35 protein-coding genes are annotated in these 26,033 nt (G+C 51.7%); 23 read left to right on the top strand and 12 right to left on the bottom strand.

Features of this window, described 5'->3' with window-relative positions; all coding sequences use genetic code 11:
• Positions 1 to 130 precede the first annotated feature (130 nt).
• Positions 131 to 940, bottom strand: coding sequence for a hypothetical protein (locus tag BW974_RS20945; RefSeq protein WP_076432642.1), 810 nt, complete (start codon positions 938 to 940; stop codon positions 131 to 133).
• A 294-nt stretch (positions 941 to 1,234) separates the two neighbouring features.
• Between BW974_RS20945 and BW974_RS26720 the strand changes: the two genes are divergently transcribed.
• From BW974_RS26720 to BW974_RS24385, 9 genes are all read left to right on the top strand, one after another.
• Positions 1,235 to 1,477, top strand: coding sequence for a DUF8118 domain-containing protein (locus BW974_RS26720; RefSeq protein ID WP_245800229.1), 243 nt, complete (start codon positions 1,235 to 1,237; stop codon positions 1,475 to 1,477).
• Positions 1,478 to 1,834: 357 nt separating this feature from the next.
• Positions 1,835 to 3,265: a Fe-S cluster assembly protein SufB gene (sufB, locus tag BW974_RS20955; protein ID WP_076432647.1), complete on the top strand. Its 1,431-nt coding sequence runs from the start codon at positions 1,835 to 1,837 to the stop codon at positions 3,263 to 3,265.
• 241 nt (positions 3,266 to 3,506) lie between these two features.
• Positions 3,507 to 3,878, top strand: coding sequence for a hypothetical protein (locus BW974_RS20960; RefSeq protein WP_076432649.1), 372 nt, complete (start codon positions 3,507 to 3,509; stop codon positions 3,876 to 3,878).
• 589 nt (positions 3,879 to 4,467) lie between these two features.
• Complete coding sequence (locus BW974_RS20970) at positions 4,468 to 4,944, top strand: helix-turn-helix domain-containing protein (RefSeq protein WP_076432653.1); 477 nt, start codon at positions 4,468 to 4,470, stop codon at positions 4,942 to 4,944.
• The gene (locus BW974_RS20975; RefSeq protein ID WP_076432655.1) at positions 4,941 to 5,414 is read left to right on the top strand and encodes a PIN domain-containing protein; all 474 of its coding nucleotides are present in this window, start codon (positions 4,941 to 4,943) and stop codon (positions 5,412 to 5,414) included. The genes BW974_RS20970 and BW974_RS20975 overlap by 4 nt, the downstream gene beginning before the upstream one ends.
• 181 nt (positions 5,415 to 5,595) lie before the next feature.
• The gene (locus BW974_RS20980) at positions 5,596 to 5,973 is read left to right on the top strand and encodes a hypothetical protein (RefSeq protein ID WP_076432657.1); all 378 of its coding nucleotides are present in this window, start codon (positions 5,596 to 5,598) and stop codon (positions 5,971 to 5,973) included.
• A gap of 246 nt (positions 5,974 to 6,219) precedes the next feature.
• Complete coding sequence (locus BW974_RS20985) at positions 6,220 to 6,387, top strand: DUF1931 domain-containing protein (RefSeq protein ID WP_076432659.1); 168 nt, start codon at positions 6,220 to 6,222, stop codon at positions 6,385 to 6,387.
• A gap of 215 nt (positions 6,388 to 6,602) precedes the next feature.
• Complete coding sequence (locus BW974_RS27075) at positions 6,603 to 6,725, top strand: hypothetical protein (RefSeq protein ID WP_281247726.1); 123 nt, start codon at positions 6,603 to 6,605, stop codon at positions 6,723 to 6,725.
• A gap of 489 nt (positions 6,726 to 7,214) precedes the next feature.
• On the top strand, positions 7,215 to 7,943 hold the full coding sequence (locus BW974_RS24385; protein WP_175609762.1) for a cupin domain-containing protein: 729 nt from the start codon (positions 7,215 to 7,217) through the stop codon (positions 7,941 to 7,943).
• Positions 7,944 to 8,426: 483 nt separating this feature from the next.
• Here the strand turns inward: BW974_RS24385 and BW974_RS21005 are convergent, their stop codons facing one another.
• Positions 8,427 to 8,666, bottom strand: a complete 240-nt coding sequence (locus BW974_RS21005; protein ID WP_139328966.1) for a hypothetical protein — start codon at positions 8,664 to 8,666, stop codon at positions 8,427 to 8,429.
• Positions 8,667 to 8,876: 210 nt separating this feature from the next.
• Between BW974_RS21005 and BW974_RS21010 the strand changes: the two genes are divergently transcribed.
• Positions 8,877 to 9,470: a DUF8159 domain-containing protein gene (locus BW974_RS21010; RefSeq protein WP_076432663.1), complete on the top strand. Its 594-nt coding sequence runs from the start codon at positions 8,877 to 8,879 to the stop codon at positions 9,468 to 9,470.
• 513 nt (positions 9,471 to 9,983) lie between these two features.
• Here BW974_RS21010 and BW974_RS21020 read toward each other — a convergent pair.
• Positions 9,984 to 10,178, bottom strand: a complete 195-nt coding sequence (locus BW974_RS21020) for a hypothetical protein (protein WP_245800230.1) — start codon at positions 10,176 to 10,178, stop codon at positions 9,984 to 9,986.
• Between the two features lie 220 nt (positions 10,179 to 10,398).
• Between BW974_RS21020 and BW974_RS25915 the strand changes: the two genes are divergently transcribed.
• The gene (locus tag BW974_RS25915; protein WP_175609763.1) at positions 10,399 to 10,788 is read left to right on the top strand and encodes an SWIM zinc finger family protein; all 390 of its coding nucleotides are present in this window, start codon (positions 10,399 to 10,401) and stop codon (positions 10,786 to 10,788) included.
• 635 nt (positions 10,789 to 11,423) lie between these two features.
• A complete protein-coding gene (locus tag BW974_RS21030; protein WP_084186429.1) occupies positions 11,424 to 11,654 on the top strand; it encodes a HalOD1 output domain-containing protein in 231 nt (76 codons plus the stop codon).
• A gap of 226 nt (positions 11,655 to 11,880) precedes the next feature.
• On the opposite strand, the gene BW974_RS26270 is transcribed toward BW974_RS21030, so the two are convergent.
• Together BW974_RS26270 and BW974_RS21040 are read right to left on the bottom strand one after the other, a co-directional pair.
• Entirely contained in the window at positions 11,881 to 12,273 is a 393-nt protein-coding gene (locus BW974_RS26270; RefSeq protein ID WP_139328968.1) for a hypothetical protein, read from the bottom strand.
• Positions 12,266 to 13,039 carry a DUF7344 domain-containing protein gene (locus tag BW974_RS21040; RefSeq protein ID WP_076432675.1) on the bottom strand — a complete coding sequence of 258 codons (774 nt, stop codon included), beginning with the start codon at positions 13,037 to 13,039 and terminating at the stop codon, positions 12,266 to 12,268. The genes BW974_RS26270 and BW974_RS21040 overlap by 8 nt, the downstream gene beginning before the upstream one ends.
• 324 nt (positions 13,040 to 13,363) lie before the next feature.
• Here BW974_RS21040 and BW974_RS21045 point away from each other — a divergent pair, with 324 nt between their 5' ends.
• The 10 genes from BW974_RS21045 (at position 13,364) to BW974_RS25010 (ending at position 19,746) form a co-directional block, all read left to right on the top strand.
• Positions 13,364 to 13,696, top strand: a complete 333-nt coding sequence (locus tag BW974_RS21045) for a HalOD1 output domain-containing protein (RefSeq protein WP_076432677.1) — start codon at positions 13,364 to 13,366, stop codon at positions 13,694 to 13,696.
• 294 nt (positions 13,697 to 13,990) lie between these two features.
• Entirely contained in the window at positions 13,991 to 14,281 is a 291-nt protein-coding gene (locus BW974_RS26725; RefSeq protein WP_245800235.1) for a SprT-like domain-containing protein, read from the top strand.
• Between the two features lie 131 nt (positions 14,282 to 14,412).
• Positions 14,413 to 15,846 carry a S8 family peptidase gene (locus BW974_RS21055; protein WP_076432679.1) on the top strand — a complete coding sequence of 478 codons (1,434 nt, stop codon included), beginning with the start codon at positions 14,413 to 14,415 and terminating at the stop codon, positions 15,844 to 15,846.
• A 913-nt stretch (positions 15,847 to 16,759) separates the two neighbouring features.
• Positions 16,760 to 17,002 (top strand): SWIM zinc finger family protein, encoded by a 243-nt coding sequence (locus BW974_RS25005; RefSeq protein ID WP_245800231.1) that lies wholly within the window; start codon positions 16,760 to 16,762, stop codon positions 17,000 to 17,002.
• A 435-nt stretch (positions 17,003 to 17,437) separates the two neighbouring features.
• The gene (locus tag BW974_RS21065; protein ID WP_076432681.1) at positions 17,438 to 17,668 is read left to right on the top strand and encodes a hypothetical protein; all 231 of its coding nucleotides are present in this window, start codon (positions 17,438 to 17,440) and stop codon (positions 17,666 to 17,668) included.
• Between the two features lie 9 nt (positions 17,669 to 17,677).
• The gene (locus tag BW974_RS21070) at positions 17,678 to 18,094 is read left to right on the top strand and encodes a PIN domain-containing protein (RefSeq protein WP_076432683.1); all 417 of its coding nucleotides are present in this window, start codon (positions 17,678 to 17,680) and stop codon (positions 18,092 to 18,094) included.
• 38 nt (positions 18,095 to 18,132) lie between these two features.
• A complete protein-coding gene (locus BW974_RS25920; RefSeq protein WP_175609754.1) occupies positions 18,133 to 18,489 on the top strand; it encodes an SWIM zinc finger family protein in 357 nt (118 codons plus the stop codon).
• A 102-nt stretch (positions 18,490 to 18,591) separates the two neighbouring features.
• Positions 18,592 to 18,894 carry a CopG family transcriptional regulator gene (locus BW974_RS21080; protein WP_076432685.1) on the top strand — a complete coding sequence of 101 codons (303 nt, stop codon included), beginning with the start codon at positions 18,592 to 18,594 and terminating at the stop codon, positions 18,892 to 18,894.
• A complete protein-coding gene (locus BW974_RS21085; protein ID WP_076432687.1) occupies positions 18,895 to 19,398 on the top strand; it encodes a PIN domain-containing protein in 504 nt (167 codons plus the stop codon). It abuts the gene before it with no gap.
• Between the two features lie 126 nt (positions 19,399 to 19,524).
• A complete protein-coding gene (locus BW974_RS25010) occupies positions 19,525 to 19,746 on the top strand; it encodes an SWIM zinc finger family protein (protein WP_139328970.1) in 222 nt (73 codons plus the stop codon).
• Positions 19,747 to 19,761: 15 nt separating this feature from the next.
• Here the strand turns inward: BW974_RS25010 and BW974_RS21090 are convergent, their stop codons facing one another.
• Together BW974_RS21090 and BW974_RS21095 are read right to left on the bottom strand one after the other, a co-directional pair.
• Positions 19,762 to 20,202, bottom strand: coding sequence for a type II toxin-antitoxin system VapC family toxin (locus BW974_RS21090; protein WP_076432689.1), 441 nt, complete (start codon positions 20,200 to 20,202; stop codon positions 19,762 to 19,764).
• A complete protein-coding gene (locus BW974_RS21095; RefSeq protein ID WP_076432691.1) occupies positions 20,199 to 20,474 on the bottom strand; it encodes a hypothetical protein in 276 nt (91 codons plus the stop codon). Before BW974_RS21095 ends, BW974_RS21090 begins: the two co-directional genes overlap by 4 nt.
• A gap of 74 nt (positions 20,475 to 20,548) precedes the next feature.
• Here BW974_RS21095 and BW974_RS26730 point away from each other — a divergent pair, with 74 nt between their 5' ends.
• A complete protein-coding gene (locus BW974_RS26730) occupies positions 20,549 to 20,731 on the top strand; it encodes a DUF8118 domain-containing protein (protein WP_076432693.1) in 183 nt (60 codons plus the stop codon).
• Between the two features lie 123 nt (positions 20,732 to 20,854).
• Here the strand turns inward: BW974_RS26730 and BW974_RS21105 are convergent, their stop codons facing one another.
• The 5 genes from BW974_RS21105 to BW974_RS21125 form a co-directional block, all read right to left on the bottom strand.
• Entirely contained in the window at positions 20,855 to 21,700 is an 846-nt protein-coding gene (locus BW974_RS21105) for a mechanosensitive ion channel family protein (RefSeq protein WP_076432695.1), read from the bottom strand.
• 80 nt (positions 21,701 to 21,780) lie between these two features.
• On the bottom strand, positions 21,781 to 22,827 hold the full coding sequence (locus BW974_RS26735; RefSeq protein WP_076432697.1) for a YihY/virulence factor BrkB family protein: 1,047 nt from the start codon (positions 22,825 to 22,827) through the stop codon (positions 21,781 to 21,783).
• A gap of 55 nt (positions 22,828 to 22,882) precedes the next feature.
• On the bottom strand, positions 22,883 to 23,122 hold the full coding sequence (locus BW974_RS21115) for an amphi-Trp domain-containing protein (protein WP_076432699.1): 240 nt from the start codon (positions 23,120 to 23,122) through the stop codon (positions 22,883 to 22,885).
• 161 nt (positions 23,123 to 23,283) lie between these two features.
• A complete protein-coding gene (locus tag BW974_RS21120) occupies positions 23,284 to 25,542 on the bottom strand; it encodes a CDC48 family AAA ATPase (protein ID WP_076432701.1) in 2,259 nt (752 codons plus the stop codon).
• Between the two features lie 19 nt (positions 25,543 to 25,561).
• Positions 25,562 to 25,873, bottom strand: a complete 312-nt coding sequence (locus BW974_RS21125) for an Hsp20/alpha crystallin family protein (protein WP_175609765.1) — start codon at positions 25,871 to 25,873, stop codon at positions 25,562 to 25,564.
• Positions 25,874 to 26,033: the final 160 nt, after the last annotated feature.

Genomic DNA, 26,033 nt, shown 5'->3' on the forward strand with positions numbered 1-26,033 from the left:
GCCATCAGTTCCTTTGTATATATGAGCGCAAAGGTGCTGCGTGGAGCCTGTGTGACCATGCCCCGGAAGCCCGGCGGTGCAAACCAATGGGCGTTGACGACGGACGTGGGCACAGGAAATGCACCTGTTTCTAAATTTCAGAGAGTTGCATCGCCAGTTCTTCATACCCGTTCTCGCGCACATACTGGATAATTGGCTGTAGCGACTGCTCAAACGAATATGGTTCTCCGCCACCCATATGACCTTCAAACCAGCAACAGACGCGCTGACTAACAGTATCTGCACGACGCTGTTCAAGTGACTCTGTTGCAACTCGGTGCGATGAATTCACCATCGAATTGTATGCTTTGCCCCAGTAATTGTGATACACTTCTTTCGAAATCGGAGCAGGTGGTTCTACGGTAGCGCAATGACGGGGATGTTCGATTACATGTGCGAGGTGGCTGGCACACAAGTCCGCAAGCAGGGCTGTCGGGTAGTAGAGTTCAGATTGAATGCAGGTCGCAATCGGTGGTATGTCAGACGAAATCCCGCGAATAGCATTGCCAAATCGATTCGCCTTATCTTCATTGCCATCGAGGACCACTAATGTCTCTGGTGTTTGCAGTTCTTCGACGAGAATTGCCGATTGGACGGCTTCTACTCGCTCTTGATCTGAGCCGTCATGCCCCAGATGAGCTGTTGCCTTCAATCGATGCCCATTAGCAACGATGGCGTTTTCAAAAAGGCCGATACTGTCCTCGTGGTTGAGATTGTGGGATTTGTCTCGAAACGGGAAGAAAGAGTGTCCATCAGCAGCGGCATACAGACTATCAAGAACCGCAATTTCGTCCGTTCGTTCTGCATACGCAGCAACTGTGACAGTAACGTTTCCTACGGTACTTGCATCGATTACAACGGATCGCTCGTAGGTCGACTCTTCAGCTCGAAATGAGCGCACAGCTTAATTGTTTTTTCCGCTAATCAGTTTTTCAGCCTTCCGTTTTTACTTCGCTGAACAGAGGTTAGTTTCACCGCCATGCCGATTACACTGTAATCTCCGACCCAGCCCAACTGTGATCCCCATTGCTATGTTATCCATCGTAACTCTGATACCGACTCGGAGGTGTGCACAAATTCATGAGTAACTGAATCGATAACGAGAACACACCTATCCGGTGCTCTTGAAGCTGCCGAGACGGCACAGCAACGCGCACAGGCCGAACAATTTTCCTTCGACGTCGATGCCCCCGAAATGGTCAAAGTGACCAATGAGAGCCACGACTGCCCCGCTGAACACCAATACGTCGTCACGCTGGACGACGTAACCGACGACGGGACGCTCGATGCGTTCCCATCGGAGGACAACGACGACGAGCGTATCAGTGGCCCGCACACTGGCTACGACACGTACGGCAACATCGATCACACATATTGGACGTGTGAGGACTGTGGCGCGGAAGCCACCCGGAAGGGCGCGCTCACCGACTGCTGCTAACCCCGTCTCCCTTTTTCAGTTCTGTCACGCCAACCAACGCTGTCCGATGGTGCCCAGCGAACGCTAACCGAGTGTGCGGATACGACCAAACGCGAAGACGACATACCGACGACTAAGCGCGCCCTGCTCGACCGAGCGCAAGCGCACGCGGCGGACGTCGTCGCCGAACACTTCCCAGAGTTGCCGATTGAGTGGACAGTCTCACACCGCGCGCAACGAACGGCAGGAAAGACGACCTACCACCCCAAATTCGATGAAGACAGACGAGGAACGGATCAACGAAGATCCCAATATACACTCCTGTCCATCGTTAACTCACCCACCAGCCTCATCAGGCTAGAGCACTCACTTTTAAATATGAGTTCAGACCAGCATCACCTGCGCGATACAGACACAGAGGAACGGTTCGAGTTCAAGAAAGAACAACGAGCCGCGGTCAAATCCGACAAAGGACTGACCGAAGAGGTCGTCCGCCTCATCAGCGATGACAAGGACGAACCCGAATGGATGCTCCAGCGCCGCCTTCGCGCGCTGGAGCACTACCAGAATATGCCCCTGCCGACGGACTGGCCCGGCCAGCCCGACTTGACGCAACTCGACGTCGAAGAGATCATTCCTTATATTCGTCCGGACGTCGACAAGCGTGAAGGCGCGGACAGCTGGGACGACCTCCCGGACGACATCAAGGACACGTTCGAGAAACTTGGCATTCCGGAAGCCGAGCGCAAAGCGCTCTCCGGCGTCGGTGCCCAGTACGAGTCCGAAGTCGTCTACCAGAACATGCAGGAGCAGTGGGAGGAGAAAGGCGTCGTCTTCTGTAACATGGACGAAGCCGTCCAAGAACACGAAGACCTCGTCAAAGAGTACTTCATGACGAAATGTGTGCCGCCGAGCGACAACAAGTTCGCGGCACTCCACGGGGCCGTCTGGTCGGGCGGGTCGTTCGTCTACGTCCCCGAGAACGTAACGGTCCAAATGCCCGTACAGGCGTACTTCCGAATGAACTCCGAAGGGATGGGACAGTTCGAGCACACCCTCATCATCGCCGAGAAAGGCTCCGAAGTCCACTACATCGAAGGTTGTTCCGCGCCGAAATATGGCAGTCACAACCTCCACTCCGGCGGCGTCGAAGTGTTCGTGGACGAGGACGCTCACGTCCAGTATTCGACCGTGCAGAACTGGTCGAAGAACACCTTCAACCTGAACACCAAGCGCGCCATCGTCGAAGCCGGTGGCCGCATGGAGTGGGTGTCGGGGAGCATGGGATCGAAAGCTACCATGCTCTACCCATGCTCCATTTTGAAAGGGCGTGGAGCTTCTGCCAACCAGATCTCTATCGCATTCGCCGGCGAAGGCCAGAACATCGACACCGGCGCGAAGGTGTACCACAACGCGCCACAGACGAACTCCACCATTGAGTCGAAGTCCATCAGTAAGGACGGCGGCCGAACCAACTACCGCGGTCTCGTCCACATCAGCGACGGTGCGGTGGATTCGTCCACGTCGGTCGAATGTGACGCACTGATGTTCGACAACGAATCCACGTCGGACACCATGCCGTACATGGAAATCAACGAAGACCGCGTCGACGTTGCTCACGAGGCAACGGTCGGCAAAATCGGCGACGAGGACGTGTTTTACCTCCAGAGTCGCGGATTGGACGACGACGACGCGAAACAGATGATCGTGAGCGGGTTCATCGAACCCATCACGGAAGAGCTTCCAATCGAGTACGCGGTGGAGCTGAACCGCCTCATCGAACTCGAAATGGAGGGCAGTCTTGGCTGATTCTTTTGAGATAAAGATTAGAGCGAGTCATCATATTGGTCGGCCGGATCCTGCTGGTCATCGACAGCCTGCGTGAATAAATCATCACCCAGCTCCTCTTCGGATCCACTACCCGTTTCCTGAGCTGACACCTCGCTCAATCGATCGCAGCGCTATACACAATACAGACCGATGACTGCAATCCTCTTCAAAAGATCATCAGTCGTCATTCTTTTATGACAGAGGGATCAGAACCAGACGTATGGTTGACGACAATACCGATACAAGTGACGAACACACACAAGAAACTCCAGATTCCCAAGACAATTCCGAGAAACAATCGTTCCGAGAGCGTGTCGAAGAAATGCGTGAACAACGCGCTGAAGAAGGGGAAGGCGAACGACCTGAGAGCCCCTTCGGTGGTAGTGGGGGCCCTGGTATGGGCGGCGGCGGTAATCCAATGGCACAGATGATGGGAGGCATGATGGGCGGCGGTGCCCCCGGTGGTCGACCTGGTGAGAGCGAGAGTGGCGGTAATGAGGAACTCGTCAAGGAGGTTCGCCACCTCCGCGACGAGGTACGTGATGTCACTCGCCAACTCCAGCGTATCGCTGATGCAGTCGAAGAGAGCTAGAACGAGCCCACGTTCAATTGAAACGACTGTAGTTGCATTGCACAACAAGGAATGAGCGCTAACTATGGCGGCGGGAGTCGGTTGTCAAGGCAGTCGCTACAATCGATCGGGATTTCTTTCCTTCTCTAATCTGCGGTCTTTCAATCTATTCGATGGTATTTCGGAGGGAATGTGGCCTGCTGTAGATAATAGAAGCCGACGATGAATAAACTCTGTCCCAAGAACAAGAAAACGAGTACCTCGATTGGAACGTGGTATCTTCCGATGAGTCGGGCGGTAACGAGACCAACGAACACACTCCCGATTACGAACCACGAGGCTGTTTTCACAATTTGTTCAGAGAGAAGGAATTCCGCAAAACGGACGCTATTTCTGCGGAGAAGTGATTCCCCACCCACTGAATCAGTACCCTGAATGGACATCGTCACTATGATAAACGGTAGCAAATCACATTAATACCCCAGATTGTACAGTAACATTATCATCGGACAACGACCGCTTGTGACCGATTACACAATATCTTCTCCGAACGAAGACAGTGCGAAACACTTAGGCATATACGAGTGATTCGTATATTCGTGAATTCCGTATGAGTGTTACAGACGATACCCCCATCTCACGAAAACGGCTTCAAACGGTGTTTGAGCAACTGGCAAACGACCGGAAACTCGATATCCTTAGCTACGCGGCCGATCACGAGTGGTTTACCGTAACAGCCCTCAAAGAAGACCTCGGAATTCCACATACGACAGCGCACGACTATTGCCGTGAGTTGCACCAAGCGGGGCTCCTGCATCGCGAGCAAATGAAGCCTGCAACCTACAGCGCTGTTGAGTTTGACATTCAACTGTCACTGGATGCCATCGCGACGGCTGTCGAGACCGAGTCCGAAACAATCGACTACATGCTTGCGACGTATGGTGACGGTATCATCGACGAACTCCTCGATATCTGGGGGCGTGTCGAAGCAGGTGAACTCACGTACCGCGAGGCGAGTGGTACGCTTGACATGCAGCATGCTGACTTCCTTCGGCTGGCGGCTGAACTCGAGCTGTTCAACCGATGAGTGTCGTTGTACTGGATGCAAACGCAGTTATCATGCATGGTCGAGCGTTTCCGGATCGCGTTCGTACCGCCGTTGAAAAAGGGTCTACTCTCATCCTCCCGCGGTCGGTCAAGCAAGAACTCGTTGACGATATCCTTGCGAATGACGATGCACCAGTCAATCATCGTGCCTCAGCACGGGCAATCCAAGACCTCGTCGACGAAGGGTTCCTCGTGCTTCGGACACCGGATTTCGAAACGTACAGCGGTATCATTGATGAAGCGCGTCGACGCATTGCAGACGATACGCTCCCGGAACATACCGTCAAAGCCGATCAATACATTCCAGCCCTTGTCTGTGGTCTCGCTACTGACAATACCGTCCACCTGGTAACCGCCGATACAAAACTTCGTACTATCGTCCAAGACATTGCTGCTCGGAACGGGGTAACAGAGAACCTTATTTTGCGTGATCCGTTGACGGTGCTGTAGTAATCAAGAGCTGTTTTCCATCCTCTTGGTCATTCTTTGGGAATCCACCAGATAACCACCCGCGGACTCAATTTCCCCCGTTCCAACGTACCCTGCTCATACAACTCCTCGAGCCGCTGATGCACTGGCCGGCGTTCATCTCCCGATGAACTTTTAATACGTTCACTTTCCAATTTCTAGTATGGAACGGTCCCCTGAGAGAAAGATTATTACTATCGATTTTATCATCGTATCTTCGTGCGTTTTTAACTTTGTAATAATGGTGCAAATCGCCACGTCCTCGGTTGAGCTGTGGTGGATTGCCGTGAGTGTCGCCACTGTGACTGGCATGCTGAGCGCTGCTGCAGATCGGAGTCCTGCCGGCCTCTGGGCGATGATCGCTGTCGGGGCTATCGGAATGATTGGAATTCTTTACGCAGGGGCTACTAGTACACTTCCTATTGAGATCTTCCCATGGTTCTTTCTTGGATTAGCCATCGGTGTCAGCTTCAACCGAGTCCTCTTTGGTATCGTTTGGCCCATCCCAGACTTGCGCCGTCGTCGTACTCTATCCAAGTAGTACGGCGATTAGATTGAACAACGCGTCGCGAATTCCGTATCACGACACGACATGTATTCCTCTTTCTCCGAAACCATATCATGTCGCTATCGGGATGAAGATCTACAACCCATCGAGCGGTCATTGCCGGAAACTCGGATTCACGAATCACTCGAAGAATATCCTCATCAGTGATCCAACCTATTGGTCCCCTCTCGACTATTTTGCCGCCGTCTTTTTGTAGTATTCTACCGTCTAGACGCTTGTATGGCCGATTTGATTGTCAAATCCGCAGTGAAAGAACAGCTCGAAGGACAAAACGTGGCAAGTGACTTCTACGATGCACTCGATGAGGAAGTTGCTTCAGTCATCGACAACGCTTCTCGACGGGCCGAGGAAAACGACCGGAAAACCGTCCAAGCGCGCGATTTGTAGCTGCTCATCGCCTCTCTCAATCCCTGGTATTGAACCTGTTACTGACACGGATTGTTGAACGCCAGCCTCCAATGAGTCACCTCGCTCCAATTCTTACTCATTAGTTGCTTGCACATAGTTTTGGTTATAGTGATATCTGGTTCACACAAATTCTACATAATAATACCATACAATTATTAGGGTTGTCATTGTATTACTCCTTTGAGTACAAGTCCATGCCCATCCCATACTACCCATCCGACGACCCCGAGGAGGTGCCTGCCCCAGACATTGATGGAATCATCCAGCGCATCCTTCATCCGAAGGGACGACGATCGCCGCCTCCGGCCAGTATCTGACTCCATACGATCCATGGTAGATCCACAAGCAGCACTACATAGTGTTGTGTTGATTTTTGGTTGTCCATTTTTGTAGCTAATCACCGATACTCCACTGCAATAGGCGATAACGAACGCAAGCCAACGTGGCCACAGATCCGAGATGCACTCGAAGTTGACGAGGATCGCCTTCGCAGTGCGTGGCTCACGGGACGTTTTGTGAACTCGACGAAGGAAGTCACACGAGAGAGTGATGCTGATGTTGTCCTTGCATTCGAGACCGACGATGCCATCGACGAATTCGGCCTTGTTGAAACCCTTTTTCGGTGATCGGTTTCAGGAGTCGTGCTGAATGAATACGTATCTTGCCCAGAAACACTAATTGGACCTCTCGACGCCCGCGTGACTTGCAGCAGGTCAGTGATGAATTTGGATCGTTTACCATCCCACATTCCCGTTTCGGTACCGCCCAACAAAGAAGTAATCCGGCCACGAGTCTACTTGTACGATATGAGCGGTGACATTCGAGTCGTCGATCCGACGGATAGAGATCGAACCGAACCGATGGCTGGTCTTGTCGAGCAGACGTTGTTTCACGTTGCTGACTATCGGCTCGTATTGCTTCGGATCGACGAGAATACGCCGTGGCACGTCCGGGAAGGAGCCATCTATGGATGGGTTCGCACTGGCCAAGGACGGATTGCACATAGCGAAGGTCAATCGACAACTATTGAGACAGGCGACTTCCTCCACGTGCCTCCGACAACCGTTCACAGGTACATCGGTGGGGGTGATCAACTGGAGATTCTAGCAGTCGTCACTAGCGATTTTGACATTACGCAGGTTGCTGCATCGACAACTATTGACGAGGACGCCGAACCAGCTATCGTCGGTCCCGACGACCTTGTACCAACTGCCGAGAGTCCGAACCTGATCCGAGAGACACCATTTCCCGAAGCTGCGGTCCTCATGATGCGTGTCCAAGCGGCTGGGGGGGCCGCTGCTGGCTGGCACCACCATGGAGATAACGTCTATTTTGGTTATGCTGTCGATGGACCGAGCGAAACCGAGTATGGTCCAGTGGGCGAGAACAGTGCAAGGATTGAGATCGGCGAGAGTTTCCACGTTCCGCCGAGGCTGATCCACCGCGATACCAACCCGACTGATACTGCCCACACAGGGATCATCTGGCTCTGCGGTGGCGAACCCTGGGTTGTGAACGTCGAGGGTCCTGGGTAACGCTGTCTTCACTCGATTGCAAGGTGCGCTTGAGATGCAGAGAAGAATTTCTTCTCTGTATTCGGCACGCGATTCATTTCGTCTATTGAGGGTTGCTACAGAGCCTGTCCGAAAAACAATTATGAGACGAATTTCACGGCCTCAGGATCGGTTATAGCGTTAATTAGCCGAATCCATCGACAAGAAAAACACTTTTCGGACAGGCTCTACAGAGTCATGAATTCGAATATGACGGACGCTCTCCGGAGACAATCGAGGTCGGTGGCAGCACCCGAGAGCTAGATCTCATCATCGGTGGACCTGAGAGCGATTACGATGATGCGGAGAGCGAATTGCTCTATACTCGTCCCAATCAGGAATCCGTGAGTGCTGGGTTAGTATTGAATACTAACCTTGGCGATCCAAATCCTGAATGAGCGCAACGGCTCATTGCTACTAGGATTGTCGCTCCACGTTAGAAAACAGTATATGCATGTCTGTTACTCATACGATTGGCCGCCTACCGCGCCAATCGCGCCAGAATGAGCGAGCAGTGACGAAGACGACGTACAACGATAGGAGGGCAACGACAATGACAGGAATACCAACAAGCACGAGTCCTACATCACTCATTCCCTCTGCAACGTAGGTTCCCATCTGTGCAAGTCGGAACGCAACGAGCCCTCCAAGGAGTGCGACGATTCGAATGACTACTGATTGGCCATCGGTCCACCTTCCAAGCATACTGATTCGATTTTGAATCATGAACTCATATACACAATTTCATATTATAAGATAGTATGTTCGATTTCAGTATAATATTGATATTCTTGAGATCATAAATAACCATGTTAGCACGATAATTTCTCTATCCTATGAGTTAGATATTCTATTTCTTCACTTAGCATATATTTATCTCCTCGGCGAGCGTATCTGTCGCTGGGAAAGTATCCTATGAATTATCGCACCTACACCAGAAGCATCACTCTCGTACTCGTTAGCCTCATGGTCGTTTTTGCTGGCTGTACCGGTGAAGCCGACGTCAGCGGCGACAAAATAACGACTACAATCACCACCAGTGAGCCAACGACAACTGCCGACACGACGACGCTAGTATCCACAACAACAACTCCGACACCCACAACTACAATAGAGCCAACTACGGTTGAGACCACGTCTGTGGAACCAACGACGATGGCTCGTACGTACACTGAGTCGGATCTGACGGCGGATATTGGGGCGCACGGTGTCCATGTCGATCAAGCTGATATCGGCTCGAGTTCAGCGTTCTTGAACCACTATTCATCCCAGACAGACCCCTCCGAATTGGCCGGAGAAATTGGGACAGTCGCTGGAGGATGGGCGAACTATGTTGTCAGTAACAACGATGAACCAGAATATCTGATCGTTACAGTCTTTGACGAGCAAAATGGTGATGTTGCTGGGTCATACATCGTCTTTTCCAGTGATGCGAGAGCCTACGCTAGAGGCGATATTACGGCAGAGCAGTATGCTGGTCGGGTAATGGCCACCATTGAAGCATACTAAACTCCTCCTACAATCCGGGACAAGACTGTATTATCTCCCACCAGGTGGTCACTGCCGGAAACTCTGACTTACGAACCACTCGACGAATATCGTCGTCAGTCGTTTGCTCCGCAAATCGTCCCTGCTCGTCGCGCTCACTCTCGTCCTCAGTCATAGCGCATACTGGATCTATTCTTCTACTGATTCGTTATCGGACGATCGGGTTTCATTCTTGAGGAAAAGTGCAATTGCCAGCATAATTGCTAGAGGTACGGTGATATACGTCGTGATCCCGGCGATAGGCAGAATAATTAGTATGACAATCAGCAGTAGAACAACTCGACCAACTGTTGATGAGGGTAATTCCATAATTTTTCAATAATCATCCCCTATTAAATATTCTTCGCTGAAAACATCCTCTGAACTTCGCAACTCCCCTGACCATTGCTCGGAAGTCCCGTGAGACTCCTCCACCACACATACGACACTTAACAATCACCACAGGCCTGCCTCCACCGACAATGTTGAAATCGCTCATTCCGGTTCACTCTCTTCACAGACGATCTCCCGGAGTTCTTCGAGTTTGTCGGGTCGATGCTCAGCAAGTACAGCAATGTCCTTTGGGAGTTCCTCGGTGATTCGCTTACTCACGCGATAGACGGCCTGATCACGCTGTTGGTTCGAGGGATCGCTTTCACCGCTGATATGCTCTCGATCGGTCTCTGTCATGATCGCTCGGTATCGACTCATTGCATGCGGTTTTTGTACCAACATAGTTCAATCTATGCACCTCTGCCTACTTCAATTCTATGCACTAATGCAAAGTTGGTAGCTTTACTATGCATTAGTCCATAGCATTTGGTAGGAAGAACGGTGCCCTCGGGCGTGTGTAGAAACGCGCCGGGTGTTGGTGCACCCGGCACCGGTCTTCCGAATCCATGGAAAGACCATGTCAACGAAATCGCCTAGTAAACTTGAAGCTGCCGAGACGGCACAGAAACGCGCACAGGCCGAACAGTTCTCCGTCGACGTCGATGCCCCCGGACTGGTCGAAGTAACTAATGAGAGCCACGAGAATTCCGCAAACCACCAGTACACCGTCTCTATCGACGACGCGACCAACGAACTGATGGCCTGCACGTGCCCGCATCACGTCCACCGCAACGCTTACTGCAAACACATGGCCGCCGTCGAGAACGCGACGGACGACGGCACGCTTGAGGCATTCCCCTCCGAGGACGACAACGAGACCAAACCCGAAGACTGTGACTGTGACGGCCTCGGTGACTTCCCGTGCTGGCCGTGCGTGCGAATGGGACGGACGGAATTGCTGAACTAACTATGGCGTCAGTCTTTTCTATCTATGATACGCCAAGTGACGGTCTCGGTAATACTGACCAGCGAACGCTCACCGAAATCACAGTTGTCCCATATCTCGCCATTGGATCGAATTTTGAAACCAACGGAGCGGGGTAGCGACACAGAGATAAACGACCCAGTCCAAGGTCTATCTGAGGAGAATTACCGTCAAATGTAAACCTCAGTGAACCACAAGTCGTATCATCGCAGCATCTGACGATGGTTCTCCGGATTTAATGCGCTGGTCTGCCGATTCGGACCGGCACGTGGGTACGTCCCGGCTGACGGGCGTGGGCAAAGCGAGAAACCCACCGCTCACCCACTAGCCTGCTGAACCCCATAATACGGGCCTTCAGCCGGGTTTCGCTGTTCAGTCCATTGAACAATCATCGTACCACTCACACCCAGAACGTACTAATAGCAAGCGTTGCGCTGCGGTTTTCTTCGTTCGCGTCGAATCTCTAGTTGGAGAACATGGCCTTAACTTCGCTCATTGGTACCGAGCGTGGTGATCCCACTGTTATCAACAGGTAAGTTATGGTCCCTGATACCCCATCAAAGCGGTCGCATGGTTCTGTCACGTACTACGATCGTGATAGTGCAACCCGTCTTTCAATGATCCTCGCGCATGCGCTTGCCGAGGTAATGGATGTAGACGCTACCGAGGGAGAGGAGGTCTTGTATGCAAGCGTAGACCCAACCTCACTCGATAACCTCTTCAAAAATCAGTTCGATGGAACTGCTCGAGACCAGGGGCATATCACGCTCACCGTTGATGAGTACCTAATGATTGTGAGCAGTGGCGGCCGGATCGAAATCACGCCGCAAAATAATTCAGAAGAGTAATCTATTCTCTATTGCTCGCTAATTGGTTTTTGACTATTGGAACCATCTTCTTTGGTTACTCAGCGAATAGCTCCAATATAACTGGTTGAAATATGCTCTTGTTGCTGAGAAAGTGAGTAAGGATACTATCAGAAGGGTGGTTGCGTGAGTCGAGGGATGGTGGTATCGATCTCATTGCTCTTGGTTTCATTTTAGAAAGTGAATAAAAATAGATACCCGCACATGCTTAGTGTTTATACCGGCTCTCATCGAATTCATATAAATTCGGATCGAGCGATGTCGTAGAGTCCTCCCCAGTTGTAGAACGCTCGCTATCGTGATGTGTGATCGCATAAAAGAGCAATCCAAGCCCTAACGCTAGTAACACTCCTTCGCATGACTGGGTGATTAAAAGTTCGGTGCCACTCATATTGTAATCGACCCGAACGACCAGTTGATATACCGGTTCTACGAGTCCACCGAGGACAATAAAAGCAAATCCGATAGTAGAAACCCGGTACGAAGTCTTTCTCGGGTTTTGATAATATGCATAGAAACTCAACAGCATCAGAATACTGCTAATGAAGAATAAAAACGTATTTGCCAATATGAACGCCCACAGCTCGGGTGGTCTACTCATAGGGTGCTCTCCAGATACTTGGTGTACCCAATGGATCGCTCGTACTCTCGGTGGCTTGCTCGTACGAGGTTTGTAATCCTTCGAGGAACCCATTCAACCGCTTGACAAGACGTGAATCAGGCTTCTGGAGAATCCTGACAATTTCTTCGACGGCTGGATGATTTGCGTATGTTGCCTGCCCGGTTTCGGTGTCGTAATCGATGATCGAAGCATCGCTCAGTGTCGGGAGCTGGTTGTGATGGAGTGCTATCGCCGTTTCATCGACCGCTGCTTGTGCCGGGTCCGCTTCGTCGCTCTCCCACTTAACGACCTCACGAGCAAGTGCTGTCTGCGACATCGATGAATTCTCATCTCGAAGAATGGCGAGAACGAGGCGCTGGCGTGTCTCCGTGAGTTCAGCCAGCACATCATCAATTCCTTTGACCTCTGTCTGTAGAAGCCGTTGGAACCGTGGGTCTTCAAGTGCGATATGATCCGTTGTTGTTATCAGGTCTTCATCGCTCTTCCATCGAATGAAGTCTGTATCTTCTAAAATGGGAAGGTGATGATGATAGAGATCAATACGAGAGTTCCTGACTTCGTCGGGTGGTAAACTCTCATCCGGGGCCGTTTGTTCTGTTGTAGTTAATCGGCGAGCGAGCGCTTGCTCGGATATCTGTGGGGTTTGAGAAAGTAGCGAGAGAATCACCCGTCGTTGATCATTCCCTATGGCCCTGTAGACCGGGTCCTCTGATTTCCTTCTCTGTGTCTGATTTCGTTTTCCCATACTTTCCTCTCCGTTATGGGCCTATATACAGTTCTCGGATATATTACAATAAATTTCCATAATCGCTTTTTTGGGAGAGTGCAAGGACGCCCCTGATATCGAATAGTGGCTGTCTCACAGTATCTTCTTTGTATTCATCATCGCTCAATTCCATTTGGTCTTGGTTTGGATCAAATGAGTATCGCGACTGATTCAGTAAGTACCGACAACGTCAGTACGTTCCGCAGTCTATCTTTTAATAGAGATTCCCGAACGACTCTTCGGATCAGAGAATCAGGAAACTCAACGACCACGTGGATACCGGATAAAAGTGGGGGAGAAAAAATGAGCTCTGAGAAGTATTTGAAACCAATTCAAGTCACAGAAAATGATACTGCAGATGCAAACGGGGTGCGAACGAGCTACCTCTATGATATCTCGTCGTATATCACTCAGGGAAATACCTGCATGGGAATCGTCGCCGCATTAGCGAGCCGAAGTCGCCAAAGCGAGTTGGACCTTCCACCACTTGGGAGAGTAATTGACGCAGGAGCTCTTGACCGTCTTATCGAACAACAGATCGTCGGTGATCAACAAAATCCCGTGTCGGTGACGTTCCCTTATGAGATCTATTTGATAACGGTTTCGGGTAATGGGACGGCACTTATCCGTACATAAGCTGCTTCGATTGCTTTCGACAGATATTCATCGAAGAACCGTTCTTCCATTTGATGTTCTCGGACATCACCGACCAGCGAACGCTGACGAAAAGTGCCGATATAACGACCAACGATACCCTCGAGACACCGACGGATCTCCTCGACCGAGCACAACAGCACGCAGCCGACGTTGCCACCGGGCATTTCCCGGATTTGCCGGTAGAAGCGATCGACTGGGAGGTCTCACATCGAGCCCAACGACAAGCGGGCGTCACGAAGTACGACCCCTGCAACAGAGACAATCACGATTGCACTGACCTGGACGGCCTACGAACACCACGGGTGGGAGCAATTCAGTTCCACTGTCCGCCACGAACTCATCCACGCTTGGCAGTATCACGAGTTCGGCGACGCAGATCACGGCGCAACATTCACCCCCTGGATCGATGCTCTCGACACCTCGCAACACCGCGAACACTGGGGGTGCGTGAAAACCGGCCGTAAAGAGATTCCGAGTAACCCCTTAATAACCCTTGATTTTCCGGAGAGGAGATCTACCGCGTTCGGCTCTCCTCCTTTGCTGCTACTCCACGCTACGTCTTGAGAGACGTCGCTGAACAGCTATGTCTTGACTTCAAATAATGGGTGTAAGAACCAAATCACACATATTAGATAACAACCTTATTAGATGAAAAAGAAATATTTAATAATAAGTAATTGGTAACTGAATATGTCATGGTACGACATAACAGGCGGGCATTCCTCCAATTAACCGGTACAACACTCGGCGCGGCGACGCTCGGCGTCAGTACTGCGACGGCAACTACCTCGGACTCGCGATTCTTCATCAACCTCCGCGATGTCGATCGCTCGGAAGTCCCCGACGACATCGAGATCATCCATGACCTCTCGCAGGCGGATGTACTCGTTGCACGCGGCGACCAAGAGCGCGTGAATGGCACAACGGTCGCAGACCGTGTTATCAACCGAGGGGATGACCGCATCGGTGCTGTCCGATCGCGAGAGGGACCAACGACCAGCGGCAAGGGTTCGAGCCACAACCACGACGGCTCGGCCTCGAACAGCGAGTACCAGTGGGACAAACGTGTACAGAACGTCAGCAACGACTTGACGGACAAGCCCGGCAACGGCAAGACTATCCACGACGTGACGACTGGCGCGGGTACCCGTATCGCCGTCGTCGATACCGGCGTCTACGACGGTCACCCCGACCTCGCGGACGTCGTCAATGATGAACTCTCCGAGAACGTCTCAGAAGATGAGTATGACTGGCGGCCCAACGGCGCGGGCAGCCACGGAACACACGTGGCCGGCATCATCGCCGCAACCAATAGCAACGACGGTCCCGACGGCGGTGTTCTTGGGACAGCTCCCAATACTGAAATTGTCTCCTATCGAATGTTTTCTGGTGAGGAAGGAAAACAAGGTGACGGCTACGCCGGGTGGGTGAAAGCCGCCGAAGCAGGCTGTGATGCTATCAACTACAGCGTCGGCTTCCCGGCGCCATATGTCTACGTTGATCAGTACCCATTCTTGACGGAAGAACTCCGCATCGCAGAACAGGTCGCGGAGTACGTCCGTTCACAAGGAACGGTCATCGTAAACTCCGCAGGCAATGACTCGCTCGACATGAGTCCCGAGAACACCCTCAGCATCCCGACGGAGGCCGAGGGCGTCTTCGGCGTCGCCGCGACCGGCCCCATCGGAGTTGGCTGGGGGAACAAACACAGTGACAACGAAGAAAAGTGGCTCACAGGCAATCGGCTGGAAGAGCCAACGACCCAGCCAGCCTTCTACACCAATTACGGCGGTGCAGTCGATGTCAGCGCCGCCGGTGGTAATGCCGACCTCGAAGCATTCAATAATGAAGTTCCCGGTTCGGAAAATGACCTCGTCTACTCGACTATTTACGAGACCGACGAGAGCGGTAACACCGTCCCCGGCTACGGCTGGAAGGCAGGTACCTCAATGGCCGCTCCGCAAATCGCAGGTGCGGTTGCACTTGTTCGCTCGCTTCGGCCCAAGGCTAGTGTCGAAGAAGTCGAATCACTCATTCAGGAAACTGCGAGTAGCGCGCCCGGTGGGGAGACCTACCACGGTGCTGGCCACCTCAATCTGAAGCGCCTCGTCAAACGCGCCGGAAAGTAGTGGACACGATCCTCCCCGCCATTTACCTAGATGAATTAACAAGCACATAATTAGAATTTTATTTATCTATAAAATACTACATCCATAGAAAAACCTCCCACACTGCAAATGGTCGGTCTTGGAACCACATTCTTCTCGGAGTAGTCGGGGTCAGCGTTACTGTTGTTCTCACATGTCTTCACGTATGGCAATACCACGAGTTCGGCGACGCAGATTACGACGCAACATTCACCCGCTGGACGGACACTCTCGACACCTTGCAGCACTGCGAACGCTTCACCACGCCAAAGTGGTGGCTTGTGTGCACGGACTGCTGTAGTCGGATTGCTCGGTATCGACGCTCGAAAGCAGTACACCACACCCGGAGCAGTATAGTCTACCATGTCCCAATTGCTACCTTGCCAGGTTTCTCCTCCTGACATCTGAGATAATAACAAATTTTCTGAGATGTTTACTCCGCCATGAGTAACTATTTCTTGTTTGGGACTAACTTGCTGTGATGATGAGTGAAGCGTCAATTAAGTGCCCGACATGCGGTCGGGATGATTTTAGTTCTATTCAAACAATGAAACTCCATCACATGCAAACACATGGTGAATCAATTGCAGGCGAGCTTGTTACGTGTGAGTATTGTCGAAAACAGGTTCGAAAGCCCCCAGGAGAAATAGCCCAATCAACACATCATTTTTGTTCACCAGGCTGTCACGGTGCTTGGAGAACCATTGTGTCATTTAATCACGAAAGCGAATCAGAAGAGTCATAGACCGACTTCGCCCCCGAAAACTCGGGTACCAAATGATAGCATCTGGGTTTTCCCGATAGTATTGCCACGAAACCGAACCCCGTTGAATTTGCACCGAACACATTGAGAGAAAACTGACCACTAGGCTGGTGCATCTGTCGCGAGCAAGTCTTGTACGCCGTCTCCATCGACGTGACCAACGAATTGATGGCCTGCACCTGTCCGCATCATGTCCACCGGAACGCCTACTGCAAACACATGGCCGCCGTCGAGAACGCAACCGACGACGGCAGCCTGACGGCGTTCCCATCGGACGACGACGATGCCGAACCCGAAGACTGCGACTGCGACGGTCTCAATGGCTTCCCGTGCTGGCCATGCGTGCGAACGGGACGGAAGGAACTACCGAACTAACCGATGCCCGATTGACCCCACCCGTGCAAAAAGGTGGCCGCTCGGTTCCTCGATACGGACATCGAGCTTTGATCTTGACAGGCAAGATCGTTCCCACATCGTGCGATGAGCCTGTGTCGTAGGGCATCGCGTGCGTGGCCGGTCTGCCCGTTCTGCGGGCTATTCGGTTTCCTCGATGGTCCCACAGTTCCGACAGCGCTTCATCCCGCCGTGTACGTTGCCGTAGTCGTGCCTGATGCCCGTGATGCACAGCATGTCCTGAAGGAATCCCATACCAGGTAGGTTTCGCGGCCACCGGATACGGTTTTCCGTTCGCTTGTGTATCCACTACCCATTGAGCGGTCACAGCAGGAAACTCGAACTCACAGATTGCTACAAAAATACCAATGACATTAATCGAAAGACACAGTATTCTGTGTCTCCATAGTATCCTGTATGCCCACTATCACGGTCAACGTCGATGACGACCTCAAGCAGCGAATGGAAAACCATCCAGAGATCAACTGGAGCGAGGTCACTCGTCAGGCAATCGAAGACAAGATCAAGAAACTTGACCTAATGGATGAACTCACAGCTGGCAGTGAACTCACCAATGAGGATGTCGAGGAAATTTCCGCCAAGATCAACCAGAGTGCACGCAAATCCCTCGAAGAAGAGTCGAGGTAGTATTGACGAATGAAGCTGGTTGTCGACGCCAACGTCGTTATCTCCGCGCTTATCGCCAATTCGAAAACACGCGAACTTATTGTTACACTTGAACCCGATCTTCTAACCCCTGAATTTGTGCACAACGAAATCGGGAACTACGAAGATCTGATCGTCAAGAAATCCGGCATGGATGCGGACCGAGTCAATCAGTTCATTGGACTACTCTTTCAATATATCGACGTCGTTCCCGCTGCAGACTTCTATCCATTCATTGAGCAGGCTGACGAGGCGATTGGTGCGACAGATCCTGACGACGTATTGTATGTTGCATGTGCGCTTGCTTGTGAGGCAGGTGTCTGGAACGACGACTCTGATTTCGATGAGCAAGATCTAGTACCGGTGTATTCGACGGGCGACGTTATTACTTCATTCGACACAATTTGAGAATGAGAATGGCAGCAAGTCACTAAGAATCCCACAGAATGACGAGACGGCACAGAAACGCGCACAGGCCGAACAGTTCTCCGTCGACGTCGATCCCCGGACTCGTTAACGTCACCAACGAAAGCCACGAGAACCCTGCAGCCCACCAGTACACCGTCTCCTTCGACGACGTGACCGAAGAACTGATGGCGTGCACCTGCCCGCACCACGTCCACCGGAATGCCCTCTGCAAACACATGGCCGCCGTCGAAACCGCAACCGACGACGGCACGCTCGATGTCTTCCCGTCCGAGGACGAAGACGATATCGAACCAGACAACTGCGACTGTGACGGCCTCGGTGACTTCCCATGCTGGTCGTGCGTGCGAACGGGTTGGAAGGAACTGCCGAACTAACAACGGAAACTGAATTTGACATTTTTCCACTCATTAACCGGTCGGTGGCTCACTAATTACTGGGGAACGTTTTTGCCTCTGTAGGTACAACGTACCTACACGATGAGCACCCGAAAAGTCAACTTTCGTCTGCCGGAAGAACTTGTGACTCATGCAGATATCGCTGCTGAAGTTACGCATAAAAACCGAACCGAACTCCTCATCGAAGCGCTTCGAGAGTACCTCAAGGAAATCGAATCAGAAGAGAGCTTTCAACAAGCAGTCGTTGAACTCTATCTCGCAGACGAACTTGATTTCGAAACCCTCAGGGACATAATCGGTCGCCAGGACGCAGAAGCAGTCCGTACCTCAAAGCAACTTCTTGACGAGGGAGACGACCTCGCCGACAAACTTGCAGATCTGTAAATGCTGGTTATCGATACAAGCGCGTTCATTTCTCTCGCGATCGGTGATGTTCTCGATGACGTGCTAACCGAATACGACGTCGTGACGACGACACTCGTCACCGATGAACTCGAATCAACCGCAGAATACGATGATGTCCATGGTCACGGGGCAGTAACCGTCCTCGAACGTTCCAATCACATTGAGATTCTGGATATCCCCGCTCCAGAGCTTTCTTCGAGTCGAATCGATGCTGGTGAGGCGAGTTGTGTCGCGGCTATTGAAGAGACCGATGCAGCGTTTCTCATTACGGACGATTTTCGAGCACTTCCCGAACTCACTACTCTTGTCTCGGCTGATGTCGCTCTTTCACCAATTCTTCTCCGCGCACTCATCAAACGTGGTGCACTTACTGATTCCGAAGCTCGATCTGCACTCGATACCATTGCACGTGATCGGGACTGGCTTGGTGCGCCAATCTATCGCTATGCACAACGTCTCTTTGAAGAAGAGTCGGGAACGTAATCACCCGAGAGTGGTTACAGAATACGGGTCACAAAAGACATTGGGAGGAAGAACGGTGCCCTCGGATTCATCCAAGTCACCAACGAGAACCCTGCAGCCCACCAATACACCGTCTCCATCGACGACGTGACCGGGGAACTGATGGCCTGCACCTGTCCGCATCACGTCCACCGCAACGCCTACTGCAAACACATGGCTGCGGTCGAACACGCAACCGGCGACGGGACGCTCGACGCCTTCCCCTTGGACGACGACGATACCGAACCGGAAGACTGCGACTGTGACGGTCTCGGTGACTTCCCGTGCTGGCCATGCGTGCGAACGGGACGAAAGGAACTGCCGAACTAACGCTCTTCCCTCTTCTTATTCTGTAGACATATGAGATGGATCTGTTCGATGGACGATTCCATCGAAATCTGAGTTAAAACTGAGGATAGAATCAGTATCATACTGTTCACAGAGCGTCACGAGACTTGCATCAGTCACACTTAGATCGTGGTCTTGATAGTGGATCCATGTATCGACTGTCGCATTAAAGTCATCATGTCCCATCTGGATTATCTCGAATATCTCTGGGAATGATTCACGTCCAAGAATGCGGTCGGAGACGGTTTTTGCAGCCGCAAATGAACCAGTCCGCATTCGAGTTAATGTGACTGTTTCGTCATAGACATAGTCACTGGTGTACGGTTGTCCGTATTCACCAGTAAGTACTGTATTCATTGCAGAAACTGCAGTATCATGGCGTTCTGCGTCTTCATCATGATGTGCGTAAAAAACACCAGTGTCGATAAGAATGCTCATCCGTATAGCTCTTCGTCGATATCCGATTCCGATGTTTTCACGCCAGAGGAGATCATTCCTTGGTGGAACGCTTCTCGCTCACTTGGATCGAGTGCTGGCATTTCATCGCGAAACGAATCGATGAGATCAGCTTTCGAATCAACCGCGTGTGCAACAATCCGGGCGAGGATTTCCTGCTGTGTTACTTGCTTTCCTGCTTTTAGACGAATTTCTGCTTGGAGCTTCTCCAAATCAGACTTCGTTCCCTCGTCCATTTTCACTGACGTTGCCATGCTAGTAGATTCTTCTACTTAGCAATAAATGCTACTCTGTTCAGTAGTAGTATTGCAACGCCTTCTGCAAACACATGGCTGCCGTCGAAAACGCAACTGACGACGGGACGCTCAACGCCTTCCCATCGGAAGACGACCGTATCAATGGCCCATACACCGGCTACGACATGTACGGCACTGCCGATCACACCTACTGGAAATGTGAAAACTGTGGTGCGGAAGCCACCCGGAAGGGTGCACTCACCGACTGCTGCTAATCCCGTCTCCCTTTTTCATTTCTGTCACGCCAAACGATGCTGTCCGATGGTGCCTAGCGAACACTCAGCGAAGGCGCGGCTGGTTCGACCGTACGCGAGGACACACCGACGACTGAGCGGAAGTTACTCCGTGACCTCAATCGACCCTTCGAGCGTTCGGACTGGATAGGGCATGTCGATTGCCTCGGCATCAAGCCGCTCTTTCACTGCTTGTACCAGCTCGGATCGAATGCGCGTAAAGTTTCCTCGCCCAGGCTCACCGATCCAGAACCGAGTTTGCAATCCAACATACGAGTCAGCGAGTTCAGTCACCCGAATATCGGGTGCTGGATCTGCAAGGATTTCATCGTGCTGTCGTGCTTCGTCGAGAATCACATCCTTTGCATGGTCGATGTCATCGTCGTAGCCGATCCCGAAGACAAATTTCTGCCGGAGCTTATCATAGGCTACCGGATTCTTCACCGCATCATTCGCTAAGTCACCATTCGGAACGGTAATCCGCTCGTTATCGAATGTCCGCACTCGAGTTACACGCAAATCGATATCCTCAACTTGCCCCTCACCGCCGCTCCATTCGATCCAATCGCCGATCGTGAACGGCCGATCTTTGAGAATGAAGATTCCAGCAACGAAGTTGCCAAGGAGTTCCTGTGCGGCAAACCCGATCGCGAGTACGATTGCACCGGCAAAGACACCGAATGCGGCGATGACACCACCAAAGCCAGCGACCGTGAACGCAAGCGCGATAGCGAGTACCCAAACAAGGATTCCTGCTACATTCTCGGCTAAACTTCGAACAGCTGGATCGTGCCCTTGTTCTTTCAGTACTCGTGTGAGCAGTGGAATGAGGATACTCCGGCCGATCAGATATACCACGACGAGTGTGACGAGAAACAACGCGGCGGGAATGACATAATTGCTGACAATGGAGGGAGTTGAGAGTGTATCACTTGCCTGCAGTGGGATCATCGAACTCCTATTCAGCGCTAAATTCAGTACCATAGTCCGAATCGACAATCGAAGAGCCGTTTTATGAACGTTTTCCCAGATTAGTCCTCATTCTCGTTGCTGTTTTCGGTCCACCGCACTCGAATTTCATACTGCTTGCCATCGTCTGTCCTCGATATTTCCTCAATCAGTTCGACTGTGGCAGGTCGATTTGAAAGCGAATTCAAGAACGATTCTTCGGCTGGCATTTCTATCGCTTCCATGCGTTCATATCGTCCGAACACTCGTTCGCGAACAAGGCGAACATACCGAGCAGCTTCATCGTATGTAAGTGATCGTTGTCGTGTTTCTGTCTGATCATCTGCTGTTTTCGTTTGGTGTGAAAGGACGGCATTCAGCACTGCCCCAATGAGCAATACCAACCCACTGAAATAGAGCCATGTGACCAAAAGAAGTACCGCGCCGAGAACACCCGAGGCACTTGAGCCAACTACTTGCACATAGATCTGAAACAGGCCCTGCAGGGCTGTCCATCCTGCTGCTGCAAATATTGTTCCAGGCAATACCTCACGCGGTGTGGTTTCGACCCCGGGGAAGAGATAATACATCGGGAAGAATGCGATGACGAGTGCCACGATCAACACGATTGGGTTGAGCAGTTCGATGAATGGAACGGAAGGAAAGAGGGCGAGCAGTGTGCCTGCAACGATTGTCGCAATCACTGCAAACCCAATCGCGAACAGGACGATGAGCCCATTGCGTATCTGGTCGAGAATGGATCCATCTGTTTCAGCGGCATAGATCTCGGAGAATGCAGTATCCAATCCCCGGAAGAGCTTCAACGCCCCCCATGTGAGCGTTAGAATCCCGACGATGGACGCACTCGCTCGTCCTTGTTCACTCTCAAGAGTTGTTTCTGCGAGATCACCAATCGCAGGAGAAAGGGAATCAGCGAAGTTGATCACTTGAGTTTGTAAGTTAGTGCTTCCAATCGCTGCAAACGCTAGAAATGCAAGAAGCAAGAGCGGCAGAAGAGAGATGAATGCATGGTATGCGATACTCCCTGCGAGAAACGTTACCTGCTTTTCCTGTATTTCAGTTCGAACTGACCGAGCGACTGTGATACTATTCTGAACTGATGGGGACATAATCGAGAAACGTGGGTTAGTCTCAAAATTCTACCGACGATATATAATCCTTCTCTTACTCGGGTTTCCAGTCGAGTTTAACGGTCACTGATTCGCGACTCCCACAAAGGACCGATGACGATTCTCGAGTGCCGATTTCATACCCGACAGAGTCTGCTGGTGAGAGCGTTACCGTTTTATTGCCGACGTCGATGTTGGCATCTCCACCTTCGCGAAGTTCATGTGCAATTGCTTGCAATCGATCAGCGACTTCTTCTCGCGAGATTTTCTCCTCGTTGAGTATTTTTTCGGACATCGAGAGTAGCTATCTCAAATCGTTCAGACAGCTGTTTTGGGCAAGGAGTTCGGGTTGCTCATCGTAGTTTTATAAGTGGTCGCTCTTTCCTTCGGTTGCTCCGTGAGGAGGGGACTTAGCGCCTGAAAAAGTCAAACAAAGGTGGTCCGAGTATCCACTGGCTATTCTGCCTCAGACCTCCTATTTTCGGGTTCTGATCGCTTACTGCGATGCTCAATCTCTGCATATCGATCTCTCATACGCGCAGTAACGCTTGGAGGGACTTCGACGAACGCATTTTCGAAGTGCTCCTTCGTAATCCGGACTGTCCCGATCATCTCTGCAAGCTCTTCCGGTGAACTGCTGATAATGAGCTTTCGTGCGGCTGTCATCGTTGCCTCACGTACAACTGCCTCAATATCGGCACCAACATACCCTTCCGTTTCTGCAGCAAGCCACTCTAAGTCGACATCGCCAGCTAGTGGCTTGTCGCGGGTGTGCACCGAGAAGATTGCCTCTCGCCCTTCTTCGTCCGGAACAGGCACATGAATGTGCCGATCAAGTCGTCCTGGTCGGACGAGTGCATCATCAATGAGATCTGGACGATTAGTTGTCGCGATAACGACGACATCCTCAAGAGTCTCAAGGCCATCGAGCTCGGTCAACAGCTGAGAGACAACGCGTTCAGAGACGCCTGAATCACCCGTCTGCTGGCCACGCTCCCCGGCGATGGAGTCGAGTTCGTCGAAGAACACGATAGTTGGCGCATTCGAACGTGCTTTACTGAAGATTTCGCGGACACCTTTCTCAGATTCACCAACCCATTTGCTCAGGAGTTCCGGGCCTTTGACCGAGATGAAATTGCTCTCTGACTCGTTGGCAACTGCCTTTGCTAACAGCGTTTTTCCGGTTCCCGGTGGCCCATAGAGAAGGATTCCTTTTGACGTAGTTAGATCAAGCTCGTCAAACACCTCGGGATAGGCAAGCGGCCACTGAATTGTCTCGCGGAGGCGCTCTTTCGTGTCCTCAAGACCGCCCACGTCTTGCCACGTGATATCAGGGACTTCCACGAACACCTCTCGGAGTGCCGAGGGCTCTATTCCGCGGAAGGCCTGCCGGAAGTCATGTTCACTGACTTCGAGTGTGTCGAGGAACTCAGCATCAATTTCATCAGCGGCTAGATCGATCTGCGGACGGACGCGCCGAAGGGCGGTCATTGCTGCTTCCTTTGTGAATGAAGCGATATCTGCGCCAACAAACCCGTGTGTTTTTTCAGCGTACTCATCGAGGTCAATCTCTTCAGCTAATGGCATACCACGGGTGTGAACCTGGAGAATCTCTGTGCGCCCATCCGTATCGGGAACACCAATCTCGATTTCACGATCGAACCGGCCACCCCGACGGAGTGCTGAATCAATTGCATCGACGCGGTTCGTTGCACCAATTACAGTCACTTGACCACGGGTTTCGAGGCCATCCATCAGCGAGAGGAGTTGTGCGACAACGCGTCGCTCAACATCGCCGCTCGTCTCGCCACGTTTTGGTGCAATCGAGTCTAATTCATCCAGAAAGACGATCGCGGGAGCATTTTCTTCGGCCTCTTCGAACACATCGCGAAGTTGCTCTTCACTCTCGCCGTAATATTTCGACATGATCTCTGGACCGGAGATCGTTTGGAAGTGGGCATCGATCTCGTTGGCGACCGCCTTTGCGATGAGTGTTTTCCCTGTCCCAGGTGGACCATGAAGCAGTACTCCCTTCGGTGGATCGATGCCAAGTTGTTGGAATAACTCTGGATGACGCATTGGGAGCTCGATCATCTCTCGGACTTGTTCGAGTTCGTCTTCGAGACCACCAATGTCCTCGTAGGTCACCATCGGTGCGCTGGATTCTACCTCCTCTTCCGCCTCTTTCGATACGTGTTCTGTTCTGTGATTGCTTACCTCAATGGTTGTTGCATCGCTGACAACAACTGTGCCAGCCGGGTCAGTAGTGGCAATCTGCAGTGGAATCGTTTGGTTCGAGCTAGCAAATATTGACCCGATACCCAATGAAATACGGACTGTTTGACCTTCCTGAACGGCTTGTCCGGAGAGCCGATCCTGAATGAGGCTACTCACATTCCCCCGGATTCGAAGGGATTGAGGAAGTACAACCGTAACAGTGTCTGCCGACTTGATGTCGACTCGTTCGACTGCTACCTGGTCATCAATACCGACGTTCACTGCATTGCGGGACTCCCCATCAATGCGGATCACAGTCTGATCCGGCGATCCTGCATACCCCGGCCAAACCCGAGCAACGATACTGGTGTCGTGCGAACCGGCGATACGGACGTAGTCACCACTCTGTACCCCCAACTCGTCCATGATTGTTCGATTGAGTACGGCAAGCCCGCGACCTGCGTCTTTCTTGTGTACTGGTTTTACGGTGAGTTTCATTTGTGCTGTGAGAGTGTGGTTATTGTATCTCTATCCGGGAGCGGTCATCGTCCGAATCGTCATAGAACGGAAGATGCACTTCGAGGACGCCATTTCGATAACTCGCGGAAATGGCCTCTTTATCGATCGTCACCGGAAGGCGGATTTGCTCGCAGGCGTGGCGCTGTTGACCGTGTGCAAAGGCTCCTACACCGTCGGATGGTTCCTCTGAATGGTTCTTGAAACCCTCCATCGTGAGAATGTTATCCTCGAAACGGAGGTCGATTTCATTTTTTTCGAAGCCAGGTAGATCAGCAGTAACGATGTATTCACCATCCACCGGCTCAGCCATGAGATTCACCGAGGACTTTCGTACGGATGAAGAGTCTCTCCCGGTTCTACGTCTCTGCCTGGTGCCTGCTCCAACTGAGTTGCTCCCAATCATCGAGCGATGCATCTGTTCGATCATTTCTTCTAGTTGAGTGAACGTATTTAATCGATGCATTTTTACA

The organism is Haladaptatus litoreus (assembly GCF_900156425.1).
GTDB lineage: Archaea > Halobacteriota > Halobacteria > Halobacteriales > Haladaptataceae > Haladaptatus > Haladaptatus litoreus.

Excerpts from the sequence above, each read along its gene's own strand:
- BW974_RS26720 (WP_245800229.1), top strand. The coding sequence starts at position 1,235 with ATGGTCAAAGTGACCAATGAGAGCCACGACTGCCCCGCTGAACACCAA.
- BW974_RS26735 (WP_076432697.1), bottom strand. The coding sequence starts at position 22,827 with ATGTCCCCATCAGTTCAGAATAGTATCACAGTCGCTCGGTCAGTTCGA.
- BW974_RS21010 (WP_076432663.1), top strand. The coding sequence starts at position 8,877 with ATGAATTATCGCACCTACACCAGAAGCATCACTCTCGTACTCGTTAGC.
- BW974_RS21120 (WP_076432701.1), bottom strand. The coding sequence starts at position 25,542 with ATGAAACTCACCGTAAAACCAGTACACAAGAAAGACGCAGGTCGCGGG.
- BW974_RS21005 (WP_139328966.1), bottom strand. The coding sequence starts at position 8,666 with ATGCTTGGAAGGTGGACCGATGGCCAATCAGTAGTCATTCGAATCGTC.
- BW974_RS21020 (WP_245800230.1), bottom strand. The coding sequence starts at position 10,178 with ATGACAGAGACCGATCGAGAGCATATCAGCGGTGAAAGCGATCCCTCG.
- BW974_RS21095 (WP_076432691.1), bottom strand. The coding sequence starts at position 20,474 with ATGGCAACGTCAGTGAAAATGGACGAGGGAACGAAGTCTGATTTGGAG.
- BW974_RS21045 (WP_076432677.1), top strand. The coding sequence starts at position 13,364 with ATGAGCTCTGAGAAGTATTTGAAACCAATTCAAGTCACAGAAAATGAT.
- BW974_RS20985 (WP_076432659.1), top strand. The coding sequence starts at position 6,220 with ATGGCCGATTTGATTGTCAAATCCGCAGTGAAAGAACAGCTCGAAGGA.
- BW974_RS21065 (WP_076432681.1), top strand. The coding sequence starts at position 17,438 with ATGCCCACTATCACGGTCAACGTCGATGACGACCTCAAGCAGCGAATG.
- sufB (WP_076432647.1), top strand. The coding sequence starts at position 1,835 with ATGAGTTCAGACCAGCATCACCTGCGCGATACAGACACAGAGGAACGG.
- BW974_RS21105 (WP_076432695.1), bottom strand. The coding sequence starts at position 21,700 with ATGATCCCACTGCAGGCAAGTGATACACTCTCAACTCCCTCCATTGTC.
- BW974_RS20960 (WP_076432649.1), top strand. The coding sequence starts at position 3,507 with ATGGTTGACGACAATACCGATACAAGTGACGAACACACACAAGAAACT.
- BW974_RS21115 (WP_076432699.1), bottom strand. The coding sequence starts at position 23,122 with ATGTCCGAAAAAATACTCAACGAGGAGAAAATCTCGCGAGAAGAAGTC.
- BW974_RS21125 (WP_175609765.1), bottom strand. The coding sequence starts at position 25,873 with ATGGCTGAGCCGGTGGATGGTGAATACATCGTTACTGCTGATCTACCT.
- BW974_RS21085 (WP_076432687.1), top strand. The coding sequence starts at position 18,895 with ATGCTGGTTATCGATACAAGCGCGTTCATTTCTCTCGCGATCGGTGAT.
- BW974_RS21070 (WP_076432683.1), top strand. The coding sequence starts at position 17,678 with ATGAAGCTGGTTGTCGACGCCAACGTCGTTATCTCCGCGCTTATCGCC.
- BW974_RS25915 (WP_175609763.1), top strand. The coding sequence starts at position 10,399 with ATGTCAACGAAATCGCCTAGTAAACTTGAAGCTGCCGAGACGGCACAG.
- BW974_RS20970 (WP_076432653.1), top strand. The coding sequence starts at position 4,468 with ATGAGTGTTACAGACGATACCCCCATCTCACGAAAACGGCTTCAAACG.
- BW974_RS24385 (WP_175609762.1), top strand. The coding sequence starts at position 7,215 with ATGAGCGGTGACATTCGAGTCGTCGATCCGACGGATAGAGATCGAACC.
- BW974_RS26270 (WP_139328968.1), bottom strand. The coding sequence starts at position 12,273 with ATGAGTAGACCACCCGAGCTGTGGGCGTTCATATTGGCAAATACGTTT.
- BW974_RS27075 (WP_281247726.1), top strand. The coding sequence starts at position 6,603 with ATGCCCATCCCATACTACCCATCCGACGACCCCGAGGAGGTGCCTGCC.
- BW974_RS20975 (WP_076432655.1), top strand. The coding sequence starts at position 4,941 with ATGAGTGTCGTTGTACTGGATGCAAACGCAGTTATCATGCATGGTCGA.
- BW974_RS21090 (WP_076432689.1), bottom strand. The coding sequence starts at position 20,202 with ATGAGCATTCTTATCGACACTGGTGTTTTTTACGCACATCATGATGAA.
- BW974_RS21040 (WP_076432675.1), bottom strand. The coding sequence starts at position 13,039 with ATGGGAAAACGAAATCAGACACAGAGAAGGAAATCAGAGGACCCGGTC.
- BW974_RS21030 (WP_084186429.1), top strand. The coding sequence starts at position 11,424 with ATGATCCTCGCGCATGCGCTTGCCGAGGTAATGGATGTAGACGCTACC.
- BW974_RS25920 (WP_175609754.1), top strand. The coding sequence starts at position 18,133 with ATGACGAGACGGCACAGAAACGCGCACAGGCCGAACAGTTCTCCGTCG.
- BW974_RS20980 (WP_076432657.1), top strand. The coding sequence starts at position 5,596 with ATGGAACGGTCCCCTGAGAGAAAGATTATTACTATCGATTTTATCATC.
- BW974_RS26730 (WP_076432693.1), top strand. The coding sequence starts at position 20,549 with ATGGCTGCCGTCGAAAACGCAACTGACGACGGGACGCTCAACGCCTTC.
- BW974_RS21080 (WP_076432685.1), top strand. The coding sequence starts at position 18,592 with ATGAGCACCCGAAAAGTCAACTTTCGTCTGCCGGAAGAACTTGTGACT.
- BW974_RS21055 (WP_076432679.1), top strand. The coding sequence starts at position 14,413 with ATGGTACGACATAACAGGCGGGCATTCCTCCAATTAACCGGTACAACA.